19 protein-coding genes and 3 pseudogenes are annotated in these 17907 nt (G+C 61.8%); 9 read left to right on the top strand and 13 right to left on the bottom strand.

Annotation, left to right across the window (positions count from 1 at the left end):
- Nucleotides 1-304: 304 nt before the first annotated feature.
- Nucleotides 305-1264 (top strand): nucleoside-specific channel-forming protein Tsx, encoded by a 960-nt coding sequence (locus CAG25_RS20965; RefSeq protein ID WP_085612750.1) that lies wholly within the window; start codon nucleotides 305-307, stop codon nucleotides 1262-1264.
- Nucleotides 1265-1406: 142 nt separating this feature from the next.
- Here the strand turns inward: CAG25_RS20965 and CAG25_RS20960 are convergent, their stop codons facing one another.
- The 3 genes from CAG25_RS20960 to CAG25_RS20950 form a co-directional block, all read right to left on the bottom strand.
- Complete coding sequence (locus tag CAG25_RS20960) at nucleotides 1407-2363, bottom strand: zinc-binding alcohol dehydrogenase family protein (RefSeq protein WP_085612751.1); 957 nt, start codon at nucleotides 2361-2363, stop codon at nucleotides 1407-1409.
- Nucleotides 2364-2394: 31 nt separating this feature from the next.
- A complete protein-coding gene (locus CAG25_RS20955; RefSeq protein ID WP_074689141.1) occupies nucleotides 2395-2568 on the bottom strand; it encodes a DUF1427 family protein in 174 nt (57 codons plus the stop codon).
- A gap of 230 nt (nucleotides 2569-2798) precedes the next feature.
- A complete protein-coding gene (locus tag CAG25_RS20950) occupies nucleotides 2799-3581 on the bottom strand; it encodes a helix-turn-helix domain-containing protein (RefSeq protein WP_085612752.1) in 783 nt (260 codons plus the stop codon).
- 137 nt (nucleotides 3582-3718) lie between these two features.
- Between CAG25_RS20950 and CAG25_RS20945 the strand changes: the two genes are divergently transcribed.
- Nucleotides 3719-3946 (top strand): DUF6555 family protein, encoded by a 228-nt coding sequence (locus CAG25_RS20945; RefSeq protein WP_064597962.1) that lies wholly within the window; start codon nucleotides 3719-3721, stop codon nucleotides 3944-3946.
- 38 nt (nucleotides 3947-3984) lie between these two features.
- A complete protein-coding gene (locus CAG25_RS20940; protein WP_085612753.1) occupies nucleotides 3985-4257 on the top strand; it encodes a hypothetical protein in 273 nt (90 codons plus the stop codon).
- Nucleotides 4258-4281: 24 nt separating this feature from the next.
- Here the strand turns inward: CAG25_RS20940 and CAG25_RS20935 are convergent, their stop codons facing one another.
- The 3 genes from CAG25_RS20935 to CAG25_RS20925 form a co-directional block, all read right to left on the bottom strand.
- The gene (locus tag CAG25_RS20935; protein ID WP_074689145.1) at nucleotides 4282-4449 is read right to left on the bottom strand and encodes a metallothionein; all 168 of its coding nucleotides are present in this window, start codon (nucleotides 4447-4449) and stop codon (nucleotides 4282-4284) included.
- A 438-nt stretch (nucleotides 4450-4887) separates the two neighbouring features.
- Nucleotides 4888-5343: a DMT family transporter gene (locus CAG25_RS20930; RefSeq protein ID WP_039770319.1), complete on the bottom strand. Its 456-nt coding sequence runs from the start codon at nucleotides 5341-5343 to the stop codon at nucleotides 4888-4890.
- A 4-nt stretch (nucleotides 5344-5347) separates the two neighbouring features.
- The gene (locus tag CAG25_RS20925; protein WP_064597969.1) at nucleotides 5348-5836 is read right to left on the bottom strand and encodes a DMT family transporter; all 489 of its coding nucleotides are present in this window, start codon (nucleotides 5834-5836) and stop codon (nucleotides 5348-5350) included.
- Nucleotides 5837-5947: 111 nt separating this feature from the next.
- On the opposite strand from CAG25_RS20925, the gene CAG25_RS20920 reads away from it, so the two are divergent.
- Complete coding sequence (locus CAG25_RS20920) at nucleotides 5948-6883, top strand: LysR family transcriptional regulator (protein WP_085612754.1); 936 nt, start codon at nucleotides 5948-5950, stop codon at nucleotides 6881-6883.
- 125 nt (nucleotides 6884-7008) lie between these two features.
- On the opposite strand, the pseudogene CAG25_RS29150 reads toward CAG25_RS20920, so the two are convergent.
- From CAG25_RS29150 to CAG25_RS20910, 3 genes and pseudogenes are all read right to left on the bottom strand, one after another.
- Nucleotides 7009-7602 (bottom strand): annotated as a pseudogene (locus tag CAG25_RS29150) (methyl-accepting chemotaxis protein); the annotation flags it as partial.
- A gap of 312 nt (nucleotides 7603-7914) precedes the next feature.
- Nucleotides 7915-8691, bottom strand: a pseudogene (locus CAG25_RS29145) (cache domain-containing protein); the annotation flags it as partial.
- A gap of 206 nt (nucleotides 8692-8897) precedes the next feature.
- Entirely contained in the window at nucleotides 8898-10214 is a 1317-nt protein-coding gene (locus tag CAG25_RS20910) for a Na+/H+ antiporter family protein (RefSeq protein ID WP_039770253.1), read from the bottom strand.
- Between the two features lie 215 nt (nucleotides 10215-10429).
- On the opposite strand from CAG25_RS20910, the pseudogene CAG25_RS29140 reads away from it, so the two are divergent.
- Nucleotides 10430-11818: pseudogene (locus CAG25_RS29140) on the top strand (HAMP domain-containing protein); the annotation flags it as partial.
- A gap of 102 nt (nucleotides 11819-11920) precedes the next feature.
- Nucleotides 11921-12676 carry a methyl-accepting chemotaxis protein gene (locus tag CAG25_RS29135; protein ID WP_371807414.1) on the top strand — a complete coding sequence of 252 codons (756 nt, stop codon included), beginning with the start codon at nucleotides 11921-11923 and terminating at the stop codon, nucleotides 12674-12676.
- Nucleotides 12677-12715: 39 nt separating this feature from the next.
- Here the strand turns inward: CAG25_RS29135 and CAG25_RS20900 are convergent, their stop codons facing one another.
- From CAG25_RS20900 to CAG25_RS20885, 4 genes are read right to left on the bottom strand one after another with little or no spacing between them, the layout of a single operon-like run.
- Nucleotides 12716-14029: a sensor histidine kinase gene (locus tag CAG25_RS20900; RefSeq protein ID WP_085612757.1), complete on the bottom strand. Its 1314-nt coding sequence runs from the start codon at nucleotides 14027-14029 to the stop codon at nucleotides 12716-12718.
- Nucleotides 14026-14694: a response regulator transcription factor gene (locus CAG25_RS20895; protein WP_011335105.1), complete on the bottom strand. Its 669-nt coding sequence runs from the start codon at nucleotides 14692-14694 to the stop codon at nucleotides 14026-14028. Before CAG25_RS20895 ends, CAG25_RS20900 begins: the two co-directional genes overlap by 4 nt.
- Before the next feature lie 3 nt (nucleotides 14695-14697).
- Nucleotides 14698-15009 carry a PepSY domain-containing protein gene (locus CAG25_RS20890; protein ID WP_039770259.1) on the bottom strand — a complete coding sequence of 104 codons (312 nt, stop codon included), beginning with the start codon at nucleotides 15007-15009 and terminating at the stop codon, nucleotides 14698-14700.
- Complete coding sequence (locus tag CAG25_RS20885; RefSeq protein WP_039770261.1) at nucleotides 15009-15317, bottom strand: PepSY domain-containing protein; 309 nt, start codon at nucleotides 15315-15317, stop codon at nucleotides 15009-15011. Before CAG25_RS20885 ends, CAG25_RS20890 begins: the two co-directional genes overlap by 1 nt.
- A 146-nt stretch (nucleotides 15318-15463) precedes the next feature.
- Between CAG25_RS20885 and CAG25_RS20880 the strand changes: the two genes are divergently transcribed.
- The 3 genes from CAG25_RS20880 to CAG25_RS20870 all read left to right on the top strand — a co-directional run bounded on the left by CAG25_RS20880 (nucleotide 15464) and on the right by CAG25_RS20870 (nucleotide 17884).
- Nucleotides 15464-16543, top strand: coding sequence for a hypothetical protein (locus CAG25_RS20880; protein ID WP_085612758.1), 1080 nt, complete (start codon nucleotides 15464-15466; stop codon nucleotides 16541-16543).
- An 86-nt stretch (nucleotides 16544-16629) separates the two neighbouring features.
- Entirely contained in the window at nucleotides 16630-16986 is a 357-nt protein-coding gene (queD, locus tag CAG25_RS20875) for a 6-carboxytetrahydropterin synthase QueD (RefSeq protein WP_007955941.1), read from the top strand.
- Between the two features lie 85 nt (nucleotides 16987-17071).
- Nucleotides 17072-17884 (top strand): alpha/beta fold hydrolase, encoded by an 813-nt coding sequence (locus tag CAG25_RS20870; RefSeq protein ID WP_085612759.1) that lies wholly within the window; start codon nucleotides 17072-17074, stop codon nucleotides 17882-17884.
- The last annotated feature ends 23 nt before the right edge of the window (nucleotides 17885-17907 follow it).

Raw genomic sequence — 17907 nt, 5'->3', positions numbered from 1 at the left:
CCAGACACACGCTAGTTGATGCCCTGCGATGGGACACCGGTTAAATAGTGTTAATACTTTTGTGCGATAAGGCCCTGCGTCGATACTTCCGGCTGTTCTGAGCAAGGGCTTGAGGATGATTTGAGACGCTTTTGAGGGGAGTTGACCGAGTCGCCAGGTAATCCCACCAATCAATCGATTTTTCAGCCACTTGAGAAACTGGTACGGCTTATGCAAACGTTTGCGAGTCGCTGTTGACCGCCTTTTCGTTACAAAACCGTACAGGCCCCATGATCCGGGTCTTGATCCGCAAAAAGGACTTTGAATGCACGCTTCTTCCTGCCACCGCCTTCGCGGTGCGCGCACTTTTGCTGTTTCCCTGCTACTGGCCGGCGTTACCGGAGTTCTCAGCCACACCGCGCTGGCGCAACCTGCCCTGCCGGATGAATCCGCCCAGGGTGAAGCCCTCAGCTCCGAAGCCAGCCCGCCAAAAAAAGGCGCGTACCTGTCGGACTGGTACAACCAGGACCTGATGCTGATCGGCAGCAAGGACATCAGCTTCGGCCCGCAACCGGCCGACGACATCTACCTGGAATATGAATACTTCGGACGCAAGGGCCCGTTCGAGCTGTACGGCTACATCGACATCCCGAAGATCTTCAACATCGGCAACAGCCACGACAAAGGCGTGTGGGACCATGGCTCGCCGGTGTTCATGGAGCACGAACCGCGCATCTCCATCGACTACCTCGCTGGCCGCAGCCTGGCCATCGGGCCGTTCAAGGAATGGTACGTGGCGTTCGACTGGATCTACGATCACGGCAGCCGCAAAGAGAACCGCGCCAACACGCTGTACAGCGGCTTGGGCACCGACATCGACACCCATTCAAGGGTCAATCTGTCGGCCAACCTGTACGGGCGCTACCAGTGGGAAAACTACGGCGCCAGCAACGAATATTCGTGGGACGGCTACCGCGCGCAGCTCAAGTACATCGTGCCGATCGACACATTCAGCAACGGCGCCTCGCTGACCTACATCGGCTTCACCAACTTCGATTTTGGCTCGGACCTGCACAAGGACAATCCGGCGCGCACCGCCAATGCCACGGTGGCGACCAACGTGTTGCTTTACTCGTTCACCCACTTGCGCTTCACCCTGGTCGGCCGTTATTTCCACAACGGCGGCAACTGGGAGGACGGCAGCGAGCTGAACTTCGGCGACGGTAGTTTCCGTGCGCGTTCCAATGGCTGGGGGTATTACGCGGGGGTTGGGTATCAGTTCTGATGCGATTGCAAACCCGCCGAAAAAAAAATGTGGAAGCTAGCCTGCTAGCGATGGCGTCAGCACAGTCAATATTTTCTTCGACTGAACAAGCACTTTCGCTAGCAGGCTAGCTCCCACAGGGTTTGTCACTATTTCTGCAGACTCAAGGAATCAGGATGACCTTGTCGCCACTGCCCTGATTCACATCGGCATACCGCGCCAGTCCTTCGGCCAGCGGCGCTTCCACCAGCCCTTGCGGCAGTGGCAGCAGGTCTTCGTCGAAGAACCGGCCGAACTGTTCCAGCATCGCCGCGCAGGCTTCAACGCCATACAGCAACGAGTTGATGCCGACCACCGAACCGCCCTTGCGATACAGCGCCAGCGCCGGCAGTTGCACATGCCCATCGACTGGCGCGGCGATGATCGCGATCCGGCCGAAGGTCGCCAATGCCGCCACCGAAGCCGGCAGCCAGAAACCGGTGGTGTCGAAGATCACGTCGGCGCCGCCGCGATACACCGCGTTGACCTGCGCACCCAGATCCTCGGGTTTATCCAGCTGAATCGTCTGATAACCCTGCGCCTGCAAATCCTTGACCTGCTCCGGCCGCCGCGCCGCCGCCAGCAACTGCGCACCGCGCACTTTGGCCAGCGCCAGCGCCGCCGTCGCCACCGCCCCGCCGCCGATCACCAGCAAACGGGTTTCGGCACTGACCAGGCTGCGCTCCAACGCATCCCACGCCGTGGTGTAAGGCACGCCGAGGCTGGCGGCCTGGGTGAAACTCAAATGCGAAGGCTTGTGCGCCACGCCATTGGCCGGCAGTTTGACGAACTGCGCATGGGAGCCGTCGGCGAAGAAGCCCAGCTCACGCCCGGTGCCCCAGACCTCCTGACCGATCAACGCCTGCGGACCTTCGACCACGACACCGGCAAAGTCCCGACCGGGAATACGCGGCAGCGTGGTGTACGGGAAACGCCCGAGCACGTTCTTCACGTCGCTGGGATTGAGACCAGCAGCCTTGATCTGCACCAGCACCTCGTCAGCGCCCGGCACCGGCGTCGGCACCTCGACCAAGCGCAGGGACGACAGGTCGCCGGTTTTATCGAATTGCAATGCTTTCATGGAAATCTCCACCGAAGGGAAAAGACAGAATTCAGGACAGCCAGCCACTGACCAGTTGCCGACCCATCGGCCACAACTGCTCGCCCGCCAGCATGCCCAGCAGACCCACCAGCGCGATGGCCGGCGGCGCCGGAGAACGGACATCCAGCGCGCCATACAGCAGGCCGACACCCAGACCGACGGCCAGTGAAATCAGGTAATTCATGGGATCACTCCGCCACACAAAGGGAATGGGCAAAGTCTAGGGAAAGGCGGCGACCGGCATCGGCCAAGGACTTCTGAATTTCAGCCAAATCACCGGAAGGCACCGCTTCCCTTGTGAGAGCTGCGGTGCAACGATTCGATTTGCCGGCGATAGCGGTACATCTGCCGTAAATGTATCGACTGGCACGACGCCTTCGCGGGCAAGCCCGCTCCCACATGGGTTTTATGGTGTCAGGAGGAAGTCGTGCTGAATTGCGAAGGGGCGACACCCAGTTCCCGGCGGAACATGTCGCTGAAACTGCTCGGCGAATAACCCAGCTCGCGGGCAATCGCGCTGACCGGCACACCCTGGATCAACTCCGCCACCGCCGTCGCCAATTGCACCTGACGCCGCCATTCGGCAAAGCCCATGCCCAGCCCTTCCTTGAACAACCGTGCAAGCGTACGCACGCTGGCCCCGGCGTTTTCGGCATGCTGCTCGAAAGGAATATCCAGCGACGGCGCGGCCATCACCGCCTGACACAGGCTCATCAGCCGCCGGTCGGCATCGTCCGGCAACGGGATCTTCAGCTGTGAACGCCTTGCGCGTTTCAGCTCCAGCAGCGCCAGTCCGACCAGCGCCTCGTAATACTCGGCATCACCGTTGTCGCCCTGCGCCACCAGCCCGACGATCAACTCACGCAGCAAACCACCGACCTCGATCACCTGCACCGTCTCATCCAGCGTCGCCGCCAGCGCCGGGCGCAAGTAGATATTGCGCATCTGCAAATCCGACACCACCCGAATCCCATGCGGCACCCCCGGCGGCAACCACACCGCCCGCTGCGGCGGCACCACCAGCGCCTCGTGGGGCGTCTCGACCCACATCACCCCGCTCATCGCGTACAGCAACTGCCCCCAGACATGTTCGTGCGGCTCGATAAACAACCCACGCGGATACGTACGCGCCAGCGGTTGCACCGGCACATCGGTATCACTCAGATCAGGGGGCGCAGCGAGGGCCATGGCGAACATTCATCGGGGTTGGTGAGAGCGCCATGGTAACCAGTGCGCCTCGTCCCTTGCCATTGATAGATACCGTCGGACAATCCGAGTGAATTTTCCCGCAGCCCAGCGATCCTTCTATTACCACAGGGAGGAAGATGGGCTTTATGAACAACGCAAAACTGTACGTCATCGATTACACCCTTCACGGCACGCCAAAGTCGTTCATTATCCGCTCGGACAAAATGGACAACACCGAGGCGTGGCACTGGGCAAGCTGCGACGCAGGGGTCGGCCGCATCCCCCGTTTTGGCCGGGAGAAAGTGCAAAAGACCAGCAAGCCGATGGCAGAAAAATTCGGCGTGGAAAACGTCACATGGCGACCGGCCAGCTAAGCTTGCGCGCAGGCGGGGACACTTTCGGGGGAACTCACATGACAACCATCAACAGCCCGGCACACCTGGACTACGGCCTGGACACCCTGTTCGGTCGCATCACCAAAAGCGTCGACTGCGCGGTTGGCCTGGAACCCGTCGAAAACGACCCCTACCGCTTCGCCCTGCGCGTCCCGGCGCCCTTGCCGGAAGACCTTGAACAGGCCAAGACCATCGTCGTCAACGTCGAAGGCCGCCGCCTGCACGGCAACGTCCGCCACACCGAACGCCTGGACGACGACAGCCTGAAACTGGAAGTGGAGCCTGATTAGGCTCCACCTTTTCAATACCCGAGATTACTTGGGATGCGCACACTGACACCCCTTGCCCGAACATTCCTCACCACTCTTGTGATGATGCGCACAAGCCTCACAGCAATAATGCTTACCGTGCGCCACATAAGAATGCTCACCCTCCTTGATCGTGCAACGACATCCCGGACAATCGCATTTTCTATCTGCCATGAAACAGACTCCTCTGGTGGTGGTTGTCTGAGGCCGAAAGAACAAGCCGTGCTACCAGTGTAGAAGGTGCTGGTCACGATGAGCGTTAGCTCGAGAAACGCTTTTGCCGTGCCGGCCCCTTCGGAAGGCTGAGTGGAGGGATTTATCCGGGGGTGGGAGCGCAGCGACCGTGCGGCGAAGCCGCATGCATCGAGAGGAGGTGCAGCGAAGCAAACCGTAGGCGATGCCCCCGGATGAATCCCGGAACGAAGGAACCCCGAGCCCCAGCGAGCGGGCCGTACGCCGGGGCCCAGACCTTTGGTTACTTTGGGCTGGGCCGGCATTCCGGCGTTTGCCAAAGTGACTCGCTGTAAGAGCGAAACCGCCAGCGGCCGCACCCGAAGAAACGGATATGCACTCAATAACCCTGGAACCTGGTCGGCCCAACGGCCGCCAAGTTCAAACAGCCTGCCGCACGCTACTGCGATACATGAAAACCAGTGCCAACCCGAGACAAACCATCGCCAAAACCCGACTCGAAGACAACTCAATAGCGGGATTCCCCAACCAGCCAAAATTATCAATCAACATCCCCATCCCAAGCTGCCCGACAATCACCGCCACCGTCGCCACAGCCGCACCAACGCGCGGCACTGCGCCAACCATGACCATCATGTAAACCACCCCGAACAGCGCCCCACTAAGCTGCCACTTCGGCACCTCCAGCAAACTCACCGCCTGAGCAGGCTCAAAAAACAAAATCAACAACCCCGTAGAAACAGCGCCGACGACAAACGTCAACAAACTGCTGCGCAACACACCAACGGTTTCACCAAGACGCCCATTGATCGCCGCCTGCACACTCAACACCGCACCGGCCAACACTACGACCGCCAACAAAATAACCAGACTCATCGCATCACCCCCGCGCAATCAAAATCAGTGCCGCCACAATCAACACCAAGGCCAGCCAACGTTCGGCATTGACCTTCTTGCGCGTAGCCCCAAACCACCCGAAATGGTCAATCAACACACTCTTGCCGACCTGCCCCGACAGAATCGCAATCATCGTCATCGCAATCCCGATATGCGGCGTGGCCAGCGTCAGCACCACCACATACATCGGCCCCAGAAACCCGCCGATCAACTGCCAGCGCGGCAGATCCGTCAGCGCCGGCCCCTTCTGCGGCCCCGCAAACAACAACAGCAAAAACAGAATCGCCGACCCAACCCCGAAAATGCTCAAGGTCGCCCACAAATGCCCGACCTGCTCACCCAACGGCCCGAGCAACCCCGCCTCCACCGACAACCCCATGCCGGCCAGGATCACCAGCGGCAACAGCAACAACCGCAAACCGGGCCGGGCGACCGGGGCCGGCGCGGCACTTACTTCATCTAACGACTGCATCTGAAAAACCTCTGAAGGAAACGATGGCGCGGATTATCGGCTGGCGCAGCTGTGCGATAAATGGGAGCATCCGGACAACACTTTTGCGCAATTCGCACAGCAGGACAGACGATGCATGGGCTCAACGAACTGGGATTCAAGGCGCTAAGGCTATTTGTAGCGGTGCTCGACCACGGCAGTTTTTCCGAAGTCGCCCGCCGCGAGGGCGTGGCGCCCTCCTCGATTTCCCGACAGATCCAGTTGATGGAGCAGGCACTGAACCAGCAATTGCTCTACCGCCACACCCGTGCGGTGACGCCAACCGAAGCCGGGCGCATGCTCGGCCACCACGCGCGGCTGGTGCTGGTGCAACTGGAAGAAGCCGAACAGGCCTTGCAGGAACAGCACAGCGAACCGACCGGCCTGGTGCGGATCAACGCCCCGGTGGTGTTTGGTCAGCGCCATCTGGCGCCATGGCTGGGTCGTTTGTGCGAGCGTTATCCGAAGCTGCAACTGGATATCCAGCAGACCGACCACTACATCGATCCGTTGCAGGAAGGCGCCGACCTGCTGTTTCGCATCGGCCCGTTGCACGACTCGAGCATGCAGGCGCGGATCCTGGCACCGCATCGCTTTCAGGTCGCGGCCAGCCCGGCGTATCTCGAGCGTTTCGGTACGCCACAGCAGCCCGCTGACCTCGCCCGCCACCAGTGCCTGGCCTACAAGGGCGCGACCGGCCTGCAGCGCTGGTTCTTCCGGCAGGATCAGGGCGAGTGGACGCCGTATTCAGTCAAGGGCCCGATCACCGGCAACCACGCGGACACGTTGACCCAGGCCGCGGTGCAAGGCTTGGGGCTGGTGATGTTTCCGTCATGGCTGATCGGCGAGGCGGTGCGTGCGGGCACGCTGGTGCAGGTGCTGGAGGATTATCAGGTGTCGAACAGTGTCGAGCCGCAGCAGATTTCGGTGCTGTGGCCGGGGAGCCGGCGGTTGTCGGTGAAGGTGCGGACGGTGATTGATTTCTTCATGGAATGCTTCGGCGAAGTGCCCTACTGGGACAGAGCATGAGCCTTACACAAAACCCAATGTGGGAGCGGGCTTGCTCGCGAAGGCGTCGTGTCAGTCAGCCATTCTGTATCTGACACAGCGCATTCGCGGGCAAGCCCGCTCCCACAACGTTTTTGCAGCAACCTTTAAATACGGAACTGGCCCACCAGTTTGCCCAGTCGCTGGCCAAGTTCGGCCAGACTACGCGAAGTCTGCGCCCCCAACTGGGTCTCATCCGCCACGTTATCCACCGCCACCGCAATCTGATGCACGCTGCGGTTGATCTCTTCGGCCACCGCCGTCTGCTCCTCGGCGGCACTGGCAATCTGCGCGTTCATCGAATTGATGGTCGCAATCAGATCCGCCATCGCATCCAGCGATGCCCCCGCCTGATTGGCCTGGGCCGACGTGCCGTCACCCGCCTCGCTGGAACGGCGCATGGCCTCGACCGCCGACTGCGTCCCCGCCTGCAAGCGGTCGATCATTCCCTGAATTTCCTGCGTACTGATCTGCGTGCGCGAAGCCAGCGCCCGCACCTCGTCCGCCACCACCGCAAACCCGCGCCCGGCCTCGCCGGCCCGCGCCGCTTCAATCGCAGCGTTGAGCGCCAGCAGGTTGGTCTGTTCGGCGATCGAGCGGATCACCCCGAGCACGCCGACAATCGACGACACGTCCTGTTGCAAGCTATCGAGGGACACGCCGCTGCTGCGGATATCGTCCACCAGCGCATGAATCTGCTTGATGCTGCCGGCCACCACGCGCTTGGCGGTCTGGCCTTCTTCGTCGGTCTGCTGCGCGGCGACGGCGGCGTTCTGCGCGCTCTTGGCGACTTCTTGTGCGGCCGCAGACATTTCGTTGATCGCCGTGGCGACCTGATCCGTCTCGTGACGCTGACGCTCCATGGCCTGATCGGAGCGCTGGGCCTGATCCGACACTTGCGTCACCAGCCCGGTCAGTTGCGAGGTCATTTCGGTGATCTGCCGCACCAGGCCGTGGATCTTGTCGACGAAACGGTTGAACGAGCCGGCCAGTTCGCCGAGTTCGTCCTGGCTGGTGATGGTCAGGCGCCGGGTCAGGTCGCCCTCGCCCGCCGCGATATCATCGAGGTTGGCTTTCATCAGGGTCAGCGGTCGCAGAATGGTGTTGGCCAGCAGCATCCCCGCCGCCGCGATCACCAGCAGCACCACCACCGCCACGCCGACGATGCTCAGCACCACGCCCTGCATGCGCTCCTGCACCTTGGCCTCGACCACCGCCACTTGCGCTTCGATGCCATCGAGGTTGACCGACGTACCCACCGCCATGTCCCACTTCGCCAGGTATTCGGTGTAGCCGAGTTTCGGCACCAGCACTTTCGCGTTGCCCGGCAGCGGCGAGCTGTATTGCAGGTAGTGGGAGCCGTCCTTCGCGACTTTCACCAGGTCGCGGTTGACGTAGACGCCGTTCGGGTCGCGGTTGTCCTTGAAGCTTTTGCCCACGCCTTCGGGGTCGTTGGCCTTGAACAGGCGCACGGTCTCGGAGTCGTAGCCGAAGAAGTAGCCATCCTTGCCGTACTTGATGCTCGACAGCAGTTTGATCGCTTGCGCCCGCGCCTCGGCGTCGCCGGGAGCGGCAGCGTCGTACAACGGTTTGATGGTGGTCATGGCGACGGCGACGTAGCTGGCCAGCGTAGCTTTGGCGTCGCCGAGCAAGCGTTCGCGGGTCTGCTGGACTTCATTGCGCGCCTGTTCCTGAAGGATGAACAGCGTGGTCAGGCTGATCACCAGTGCAAAGAGCAGCACCGGAAGGACGGCAAGGGACAGGACTTTAGCCTTGAGACTCAGGCGCATGGGGGCTCACTCTTTTGGTTTTATTGGCGTGGTTAAAGGCTTTAACGGCACGCGGAACCAAAAGTTGAGCCTGGAGACACCTCATGTCCTTGTGGGAGCGGGCTTGCCCCGGGCGGCGATCCGACGATAGCGGTGTTTCAGTCACATAAATATTGAATAGGCGGACGCCATCGCGGGCAAGCTCGCTCCCACAGGGAATTTGGGGGTTACAGGACCATCGCAGCCACCCAGCCAAACGCCAGCAGCGGCAGGTTGTAGTGCAGGAAAGTCGGGACCACGGTGTCCCAGATGTGATGGTGCTGGCCGTCGATGTTCAGCCCGGAGGTCGGGCCGAGGGTCGAGTCCGACGCGGGCGAACCGGCATCGCCCAAGGCACCGGCCGTGCCGACGATGCAGACAATCGCCATCGGGCTGAAGCCCAGTTGCACGCACAGCGGCACAAAAATCGCCGCCAGGATCGGCACCGTGGAAAACGAAGAGCCGATGCCCATGGTTACCAGCAGCCCGACCAGCAGCATCAGCAAGGCACCGATGCCTTTGCTGTGGTTGATCCACGACGCCGACGACTCGACTAGCGTCTGCACCTCGCCGGTGGCCTTCATCACTTCGGCGAAGCCGGAGGCGGCGATCATGATGAAGCCGATCATCGCCATCATCTTCATGCCTTCGGTGAACAGGTCATCCGTTTCGCGCCATTTGACGATGCCCGACGCCGAAAAGATCAGGAAACCGGCCAGCGCCCCGATAATCATCGAATCCAGCAGCAACTGAATAATGAAGGCTGCGGCAATGGCGACGCCGGCGATCAACAGGCTGCGCGGGTTGTACTGCACTGCCACCTGCTCGACCTGCTCGATTTTTCCCAGGTCGTAGACGCGTTTCTTGCGGTAACTGATAAAGGCGATACCCAGCCCTGCCAGCATGCCCAGCGCCGGAATTCCCATGGCATGGGTGACGTTGATCCCGCTGATGTCAACGCCACTGCGGGCAACGTTGGCCAGCAGGATTTCATTAAGGAAAATGTTGCCGAAGCCCACCGGCAGGAACATGTACGGCGTAATCAGGCCGAAAGTCATGACGCAGGCGATCAACCGGCGGTCCAGTTGCAGCTTGGTCAGTACATAGAGAAGCGGCGGCACCAGCAGCGGAATGAACGCAATGTGGATCGGCAGGATGTTCTGCGAAGCGATCGCCACCACCCACAGCAGGCCGATCAGCAGCCATTTGACGCTGCCGCCACCGGTCGCATGCTGGCGATCAACCATCGCCAGAGCCTTGTCGGCCAGCGCATGGGCCAGGCCGGACTTGGCAATCGCCACGGCGAAAGCGCCGAGCAACGCGTAGGACAACGCCACCGTCGCCCCGCCGCCCAGGCCACTGTTGAAAGCCTTGAGCGTGGCGTCGATACCCAGACCACCGGTCAGGCCACCAACCAGCGCACCGACGATCAATGCGATCACCACATGCACCCGGGACAGGCTGAGGATCAGCATGACGCCGACCGCAGCAATCACTGCATTCATTTCACTACCTCAAAAACACGACGGTAAAACCATTCACCGCCAGACAGGATGAGTCCGGCCGACAAGCCACGAGGGTCGCCAGCGGATTTGCATAGAGGGTCTTATTAGAAGGGCGCGCACTGTGCCGCAGCGCGGGCGCAGTGTCAAAGCGACTGGTCGCAACACTGTGTAACTTTCCATGATCAATCCGCTGAACAGGGCATATCCGCCACAACATGCGTCAATTCGCCCTATTGCATTTACGCCATAAAGAAAGCCGAAACGCGGCCGTTACAGTGCAAAGTCTCAGATATTTATCGAATAAGGACGTTTCCATGTCACTCAGACAACTTTCCATCCAATGGAAAATCACCCTGCTCGCCGGGCTCTGCCTGGCCGGTATCGTGACCCTGTTGGTAGGTCTTTCGCTGTATCGCATGGAGCACAGTTCCGAACTGGTGAAAGCTTCGAGCATGGAAATGCTCACCGAGTCGGCCCAGGCCCGCATCGAATCCCAGGGCGAAGTCCAGGCAGCGGGCATTCGCCAGCAGTTCATGGATGCCTATCAATATGGCCACGGTTTCTCGCGTCAGGTGCTGTTCCTGCGTGAGCAGGCCGAGAAGCGCTTCCTTGATGCCTTCGATCTGCGTGAGGACATGACCCGTCAGGTGAAATCGGCCTTGCAGGCCAATCCGGATCTGCTCGGCCTGTCGCTGGTGTTCGAAGCCAACGCGCTGGACGGCAAGGACGAGCTATTTGCCGGACAAGGTGAATTAGGCAGCAACGACAAGGGCCGCTTCGCCCTGTACTGGTCGCAGCCGACTCCGGGCAAAGTGACCTCGATGGCCCTGCCGGAAAGCGACATGAGCGACACCAGCACCGGCCCCAGCGGTCAGGCCGCCAACGCCTGGTTCACCTGCCCGCGCACCACGCTCAAGCCATGCGTGATCGAACCCTACTTCTATGTGATCGACGGGCAAAAGGTGCTGATGACCAGCATCGTGTTCCCGCTGATGGTCAACGGCAAAGTCATCGCCTCGCTGTCGGTGGACATCAACCTCAACAGCCTGCAAGCGATCAGCCAGAGCGCCAGCAAAAAGCTCTACGACGGCCAGACCGCCGTGAGCATCGTCAGCCCCGCCGGCCTGCTCGCCGGTTACAGCCCGAACGCCAATAAACTCAGCCAGCGCCTGGATGCCGTGGACACCACCAGCGGCGCCGAACTGCTGCGTCTGCTCGCCTCGAGCAACGCCGTCAGCAGCCTGCACAGCAACGCGCAACTGAAAGTGCTGTCGCCGTTCCAGCCGATTCCCGGCGGCCCGTCCTGGGGCGTACTGCTCGATGTGCCGGAAAAGGTTCTGGTCAGTCGCGCCGAAGCACTCAAGCAGCAACTCGATGCCAGCAACACCTCAGGCACCCTGATCGAACTGAGCCTCGGCGTGCTCGCTGCGCTGATCGGCCTTTTGCTGGTGTGGCTGATGGCGCGCAGCGTGACCAAACCGATCCTCGGCGTGGCCCACATGCTGGAAGACATCGCCAGCGGCGAAGGCGACCTGACCCGCCGCCTGGCCTATGACAAGAAAGACGAACTCGGTCAACTCGCTGGCTGGTTCAACCGTTTCCTCGACAAGCTGCAACCGATCATCGCCGAGGTGAAACGCTCGGTGCAGGACGCGCGCAACACCGCCGACCAGTCTTCAGCGATTGCGACCCAGACCAGCGCCGGCATGGAGCAGCAATACCGTCAGGTCGATCAGGTCGCCACCGCGTCCCACGAAATGAGCGCCACCGCCCAGGACGTGGCCCGCAGCGCGGCACAAGCCGCCGAAGCGGCCAAGGATGCCGACCGCGCCACCCGTCAGGGCCTGACCGTGATCGACCGCACCACCGCCAGCATCGACACCCTCGCCGCCGACATGAGTGCAGCGATGGTGCAGGTCGAAGGCCTGGCCGCCAACAGCGAGAAGATCGGCACCGTGCTGGAAACCATCCGCGCCATCGCCGAACAGACCAACCTGCTGGCCCTCAACGCCGCCATCGAAGCCGCCCGCGCCGGTGAAGCCGGGCGCGGTTTTGCGGTGGTCGCCGACGAAGTGCGCAACCTCGCCCGCCGCACCCAGGAATCGGTGGAAGAAACCCGCCAGGTGATCGAGCAATTACAGAACGGCACCCAGGACGTGGTCGGTTCGATGGGCAACAGCCATCGCCAGGCCCAGGGCAGCGTCGAACAGGTCGGCCAGGCCGTGACGGCGCTGCGCCAGATCGGTGATGCGGTGACGGTGATCAGCGACATGAACCTGCAGATTGCCAGCGCCGCCGAGGAACAGAGCGCGGTGGCTGAAGAGATCAACAACAACGTGGCGACGATTCGTGATGTGACGGAGTCGCTGTCGGGGCAGGCGAATGAATCGGCGCGGGTGAGTCAGTCGCTCAATAGTCTGGCGAATCAGCAGCAGAGTCTGATGGATCAGTTTCGGGTCTGACGCTCAAGCCCGCTCACCACAAACCTCGTGGGGGCGGGCTCACCGTCGAGGCAACTGAATCTCCACCTTCAACCCGCCCCACTCGCTTTCGCCCAGCACCAGCACCCCGCCCCAGGTGTCGACGATGTCGCGCACAATCCCCAGCCCCAAGCCATGCCCGTCGGTCTGCTCATCCAGCCGCGTCCCCCGGCTGAATACCTGAGCCCGCTGCGCCTCGGGAATCCCCGGCCCGTCGTCTTCCACACTCAGCACAAAACCATCAGCCGTTTCGACCACACTCAGCCGCACCTCGGCATCCGCCCATTTGCAGGCGTTGTCCAGCAGGTTGCCGAGCAGTTCCAGCAGATCTTCACGATCCCACGGCAATTGCAGGCCCGGCGGGGCCACGTAACTCAGTTCCAGATGCTCGCCATGGATCATGTTCAACGTCGACAGCAACCCCGGCAGCTCGGCGTCGCAATCGAACAGCGCTCCCGGCAACGCATCGCCAGAGAGCCGCGCACGGTTGAGCTCGCGGTTCAGCCGTTGCTGAACCTGCTCCAGTTGTTCCTTGAGGATCTTGCGCAGTTCCGGGTGCGCCTCGAGCCGTTCACTCGACGCCAGACTCAACAGCACCGCCAACGGGGTTTTCAGCGCATGCCCGAGATTGCCCAGAGCGTTGCGCGAACGCTTCAGGCTGTCTTCAGTGTGCGCCAGCAAATGGTTGATCTGCGCCACCAGCGGTTCCAGTTCCGCCGGCACTTGTTCATCGAGTTGCGAACGCTGGCCCTGCTGCAACTGGGCGATCTGCTCGCGGGCCTTTTCCAGCGGCCGCAACGCGCGGCGCACGGTCAGACGTTGCAACAACAGAATCAGCAGCAACCCGGCCAAACCGAGGCCGAGGCCGATCTGGCGCATGCGCTGGAAACTCTCGCGCACCGGCGTGTAATCCTGAGCCACGCTGATGGAAATCGACTGACCGAGCCGTCGATAGTCCGAGCGCAGTACCAGCAATTGCTGGCCGTCCGGCCCCAGTTGCAAGTTGCTGTGCAGGCCGGAGCGTTCGAGCAACGGCAGGTCCTGATCCCACAACGAGCGGGAGCGCCAATGGCTGTCAGCGAAGTCGATGCGGAAGTAATGCCCGGAAAACGGTCGCTGATAAGCCGGTGACAGGTGCCGCTCATCCAGCTGCAAGCCTTGCGGCCCGCGAACCAGCGCCACCAGCAGGCTCTCGCTGTCGTTGCGCAGCCCGGCTTCGAGATAGCGCTGCAATCCCACTTCGAACAGCCACAGGCTGGTTTGCGCCAGCAGCACACCGACGACCACCAGCACGCTGATCAACCCCAGGCTCAAGCGGCGCTGGATCGATCTCACGAAGCCTGTCCGCCAAACAGATAACCCTGACCGCGACGGGTTTCGATCACGCTCTTGCCGAGCTTGCGTCGCAGGTGATTGACGTGAACTTCCAGCACGTTGGAATCGCGCTCGGTCTCGCCGTCGTAGAGGTGCTCGGCGAGGTGGCTTTTGGAGAGGATCTGTTCCGGGTGCAGCATGAAGTAGCGCAGCAGGCGGAATTCGGCAGCGGTCAGTTGAATGTCGGCGCCGTCGCGCACGACACACTGGCGGCCCTCGTCCAGGTGCAGTCCTGCGGCCTTGAGCGTCGGCTGGTTGGCCTGGCCCTTGGAACGGCGCAGCAGCGACTGGATGCGCAAATACAGTTCTTCCGGGTGGAAGGGTTTGGTCAGGTAATCGTCGGCACCGGCCTTGAGGCCTTCGATACGCTCAGCCCAGGAATCGCGGGCAGTGAGGATCAGCACCGGAATCGTCAGACCGCCGGCACGCCACTGCGCCAGCACCTCCAGCCCCGGCACGCCGGGCAGACCGAGGTCGAGGACGATCAGGTCGTAGGGCTCGCTGCTGCCCTGATAGACCGCATCGCGCCCGTCCGCCAGCCAGTCTACCGCGTAGCCCTGACGTTGCAGGCCGGCGAGCAGTTCGTCGGCCAGCGGTACGTGGTCTTCCACCAGAAGCAAGCGCATCGGTCAATCTTCCTTGTCTTTCACGAGTTCGCCGGTATCGGCCTTCAAGTGCAGCTCGCGGGCCACACCCTCGACGGTCAGCAACTCGACTTCATAAATGTAGACGTCGTGTTTTTCTTCCAGCTCGACTTCCAGCAGTTTCGCGCCGGGATAACGGTCCATCGCCTGCTGCAATACCTGCTCCAGCGGCAGGATCACACCCTGCTTGCGCAGATTAAGGGCTTCGTCGGGACCCAGGTCGCGGGCCATGGCCGTCGAGCAAAACATCACCAGCGCCAATGCCGTACGGCGGGTGGCGCGAACATTCACCTTCATTACGTATCCTGATGATCCTTGAGCACTTGCCCGCTCACCGCGTCCAGTTCCAGATCCCATTCCAGCCCCTGCGGATCACGCAGTTCGATCTGGTAGATGTACTTGCCGTACTGTTCTTCCAGCTCGGTGTCGGTGATCGTCGAACCCGGGTGTTTGGCCAGCGCGGTGGCGTTGAGCTTCTCGAAGGAGACGATAGTACCAGCGTCGCGCAGGCGCAGGGCTTCATCCGGGCCGAGATCGCGGGCGTGAACGGTGCTGGCGGTGAGGCCGATGATCGAGGCGATGGTCAGGGCAGTCAGGGTTTTCATGGTGTCTCCGTATTTTTATGTGTCGCTACGGGCCGCACCTTAACGGTGCGAACTTAACTGAAACTGAATTGCCATCATTGGGCCTGCTCCTGCAGCCACGGCAACATGTGCTTATAATCTTTCGCTTGCTAACGATCGAGACCGGTATGACCGCCATTCACATCAAGTTCCCGTCCCTCACCCTCAAGGCCGGCCCGCGGGCCATGGCGCGCATTCGTGCCCAAGGCCTGAACGCCGCCGACGTCGGCACCCTGCCCGGCGCTGCCGGTGGGCCGAAGGCATTGGGGATTCAGGGGCTGGATCTGGCGTTGTTCGGCGAGTGGCTGCCGGCGGCGCCGCGCGAGCGTTCGCTGATCGGTGCGTCGGTGGGTTCCTGGCGCTTCGCCAGTGCCTGCCTGCCGGACGCCGCCGAAGGCATCCGCCGCCTCGGTCAGCTGTACACCGAGCAGAACTTCAACAAAGGCGTGACCATTGCCGAGGTCAGCCGCAGTTCGCAGCGCATGCTCGATGACCTGCTCGACGGCCGAGACACGAGCCTTCTGACCAACGCCCATTACCGCTTGAACATCATGGTGGTCAAAAGCCACGGCGGGCTGGCGGAGGATCATCGCGGCCGGCTCGGGCTGGCGCTGGGTTCGGTGATCGCCGATAACCTGCGCGGCCGTGCGCGGCTGTCGCGGCACTTCGAACGGCTGATCATCCACGACCCGCGCCTCGCGCCGCCGGTGCATGCGCTGAACGACTTCCCGTCGCGTTTCGTCGCCCTCGACGCCGGCAACCTGCGCCAGGCGCTGCTGGCATCGGGTTCGATCCCGATGGTCATGGAAGGCGTGCGCGACCTGCCGGGCGCCGGTGCCGGCACCTTCCGCGACGGCGGTCTGCTGGACTACCACCTCGACCTGCCCTACAGCGGCGACGGCATCGTGCTCTATCCGCACTTCACCGACCGAGTGATCCCGGGCTGGTTCGACAAGACTCTGCCGTGGCGCAAAGCTTCGGTGGAGCGCTTGCAGGACGTGCTGCTGCTCGCGCCGTCGAAGGAATACCTGGCGCGTCTGCCCTACGGCAAACTCCCCGACCGTAACGACTTCAAGCGATTCATGGGCGATGCGCCGAGCCGACAGAAATACTGGCGCGCGGCGATGGACGAGAGCCGCCGGATGGGTGACGAATTCCTTGAACTGACTGCCAATGGTCGCCTCGCCGAGCGCTTGCTGACCCTTTAGTCAGCACAGCCGGGAACAAGCTGATAAACTCGCCGCCTGCCCGAATTCGCTGCGGCGAACGCCATCTGAACAGAGCTGAAATCACTGTGGAAATCTTCAAGGAATTTACGTTCGAATCCGCCCACCGCCTGCCCCACGTACCGGACGGCCACAAGTGCGGACGCCTGCACGGTCACTCGTTCAAAGTGGCGATTCACCTGAGCGGCGACCTCGATCCGCACACTGGCTGGATCCGTGATTTCTCCGAGATCAAGGCGATTTTCAAGCCGCTGTACGAGCGTCTGGACCACAATTACCTGAACGACATTCCGGGCCTTGAGAACCCGACCAGCGAAGTGCTGGCCAAATTCATCTGGAATGAATTGAAGCCCCTGCTGCCGGAACTCAGTGCGATCCGCATCCACGAGACCTGCACCAGCGGTTGCATCTATCGCGGCGAGTAATTCCCGCGACACAAAAAAACCACCGAGACCGGTGGTTTTTTTACGCCTATGCTTTTTGGCTCGAACCCGCCAAGAGGACAGGCCCATGACGGACTGGCTGCTGGATCAGGTCTTTGATTTCAACGGGCGACAGATTCGCCACGGGGTACGCGGCGACGGCCCGCCGCTGATATTCGTGCACGGCACGCCCTTCTCTTCCTATGTGTGGCACCGCATCGCGCCGCACTTTTTTGCCACGCATCGGGTGCATTACTTCGACCTGCTGGGCTACGGGCAGTCCGAGCAACCGGATGCCGACGTTTCCCTCGGCGTGCAGAACGAATTGCTCGTTCAGTTGCTCGATCACTGGAATCTGCAACGCCCGGACGTGGTCGCCCACGACTTCGGCGGCGCCACCGTGCTGCGCGCTCATCTGCTCAACGGCAAGGATTACCGCAGCCTGACCCTGATCGACCCGGTCGCGCTGACACCCTGGGGTTCGCCGTTCGTGCAGCACGTGCGCCAGCACGAAGCGGCGTTCAGCGGCCTGCCGGATTACATCCAGCGCGCCATCGTACCGACCTACATTCGCGGGGCGATTCACCGGGAGATTCCCGATGACGAACTGGCGCCCTACGTGCAGCCGTGGCTGGGCGATCCGGGGCAAGCGGCGTTCTACCGGCAGATCGCGCAGATGGATCAGCGCTACACGCTGGAGGCACAGCCGCTGTACCCGACGATCCGTTGCCCGGTGCAGATTCTCTGGGGTGAAGAGGATCAGTGGATACCCATTGAGCGCGGGCGCGAGTTGCACAGGATGATTCCAGGATCGCAATTTCATCCGATCCCGAATGCCGGGCATCTGGTGCAGGAGGATGCGCCTGAAGCCATCGTCGCTGCGCTGCTGCGGTTCCTCTGATCCAATCCCGTGACCCTGTGGGA

It is taken from the genome of Pseudomonas sp. B16(2017) (assembly GCF_002113205.1).
Classification (GTDB): Bacteria; Pseudomonadota; Gammaproteobacteria; order Pseudomonadales; family Pseudomonadaceae; genus Aquipseudomonas; species Aquipseudomonas pharyngis.
The sequence above is the reverse complement of the archived record's forward strand: the minus strand, read 5'-3'. Positions and strand labels throughout refer to the sequence as shown.

What these genes read in the sequence shown, in the direction of transcription:
- CAG25_RS20965 (WP_085612750.1), top strand. Translation starts at nt 305, where the DNA reads ATGCACGCTTCTTCCTGCCACCGCCTTCGCGGTGCGCGCACTTTTGCT.
- CAG25_RS20960 (WP_085612751.1), bottom strand. Translation starts at nt 2,363, where the DNA reads ATGAAAGCATTGCAATTCGATAAAACCGGCGACCTGTCGTCCCTGCGC.
- CAG25_RS20955 (WP_074689141.1), bottom strand. Translation starts at nt 2,568, where the DNA reads ATGAATTACCTGATTTCACTGGCCGTCGGTCTGGGTGTCGGCCTGCTG.
- CAG25_RS20950 (WP_085612752.1), bottom strand. Translation starts at nt 3,581, where the DNA reads ATGTTCGCCATGGCCCTCGCTGCGCCCCCTGATCTGAGTGATACCGAT.
- CAG25_RS20945 (WP_064597962.1), top strand. Translation starts at nt 3,719, where the DNA reads ATGAACAACGCAAAACTGTACGTCATCGATTACACCCTTCACGGCACG.
- CAG25_RS20940 (WP_085612753.1), top strand. Translation starts at nt 3,985, where the DNA reads ATGACAACCATCAACAGCCCGGCACACCTGGACTACGGCCTGGACACC.
- CAG25_RS20935 (WP_074689145.1), bottom strand. Translation starts at nt 4,449, where the DNA reads ATGGCAGATAGAAAATGCGATTGTCCGGGATGTCGTTGCACGATCAAG.
- CAG25_RS20930 (WP_039770319.1), bottom strand. Translation starts at nt 5,343, where the DNA reads ATGAGTCTGGTTATTTTGTTGGCGGTCGTAGTGTTGGCCGGTGCGGTG.
- CAG25_RS20925 (WP_064597969.1), bottom strand. Translation starts at nt 5,836, where the DNA reads ATGCAGTCGTTAGATGAAGTAAGTGCCGCGCCGGCCCCGGTCGCCCGG.
- CAG25_RS20920 (WP_085612754.1), top strand. Translation starts at nt 5,948, where the DNA reads ATGCATGGGCTCAACGAACTGGGATTCAAGGCGCTAAGGCTATTTGTA.
- CAG25_RS20910 (WP_039770253.1), bottom strand. Translation starts at nt 10,214, where the DNA reads ATGAATGCAGTGATTGCTGCGGTCGGCGTCATGCTGATCCTCAGCCTG.
- CAG25_RS29135 (WP_371807414.1), top strand. Translation starts at nt 11,921, where the DNA reads ATGGAGCAGCAATACCGTCAGGTCGATCAGGTCGCCACCGCGTCCCAC.
- CAG25_RS20895 (WP_011335105.1), bottom strand. Translation starts at nt 14,694, where the DNA reads ATGCGCTTGCTTCTGGTGGAAGACCACGTACCGCTGGCCGACGAACTG.
- CAG25_RS20890 (WP_039770259.1), bottom strand. Translation starts at nt 15,009, where the DNA reads ATGAAGGTGAATGTTCGCGCCACCCGCCGTACGGCATTGGCGCTGGTG.
- CAG25_RS20885 (WP_039770261.1), bottom strand. Translation starts at nt 15,317, where the DNA reads ATGAAAACCCTGACTGCCCTGACCATCGCCTCGATCATCGGCCTCACC.
- CAG25_RS20880 (WP_085612758.1), top strand. Translation starts at nt 15,464, where the DNA reads ATGACCGCCATTCACATCAAGTTCCCGTCCCTCACCCTCAAGGCCGGC.
- CAG25_RS20870 (WP_085612759.1), top strand. Translation starts at nt 17,072, where the DNA reads ATGACGGACTGGCTGCTGGATCAGGTCTTTGATTTCAACGGGCGACAG.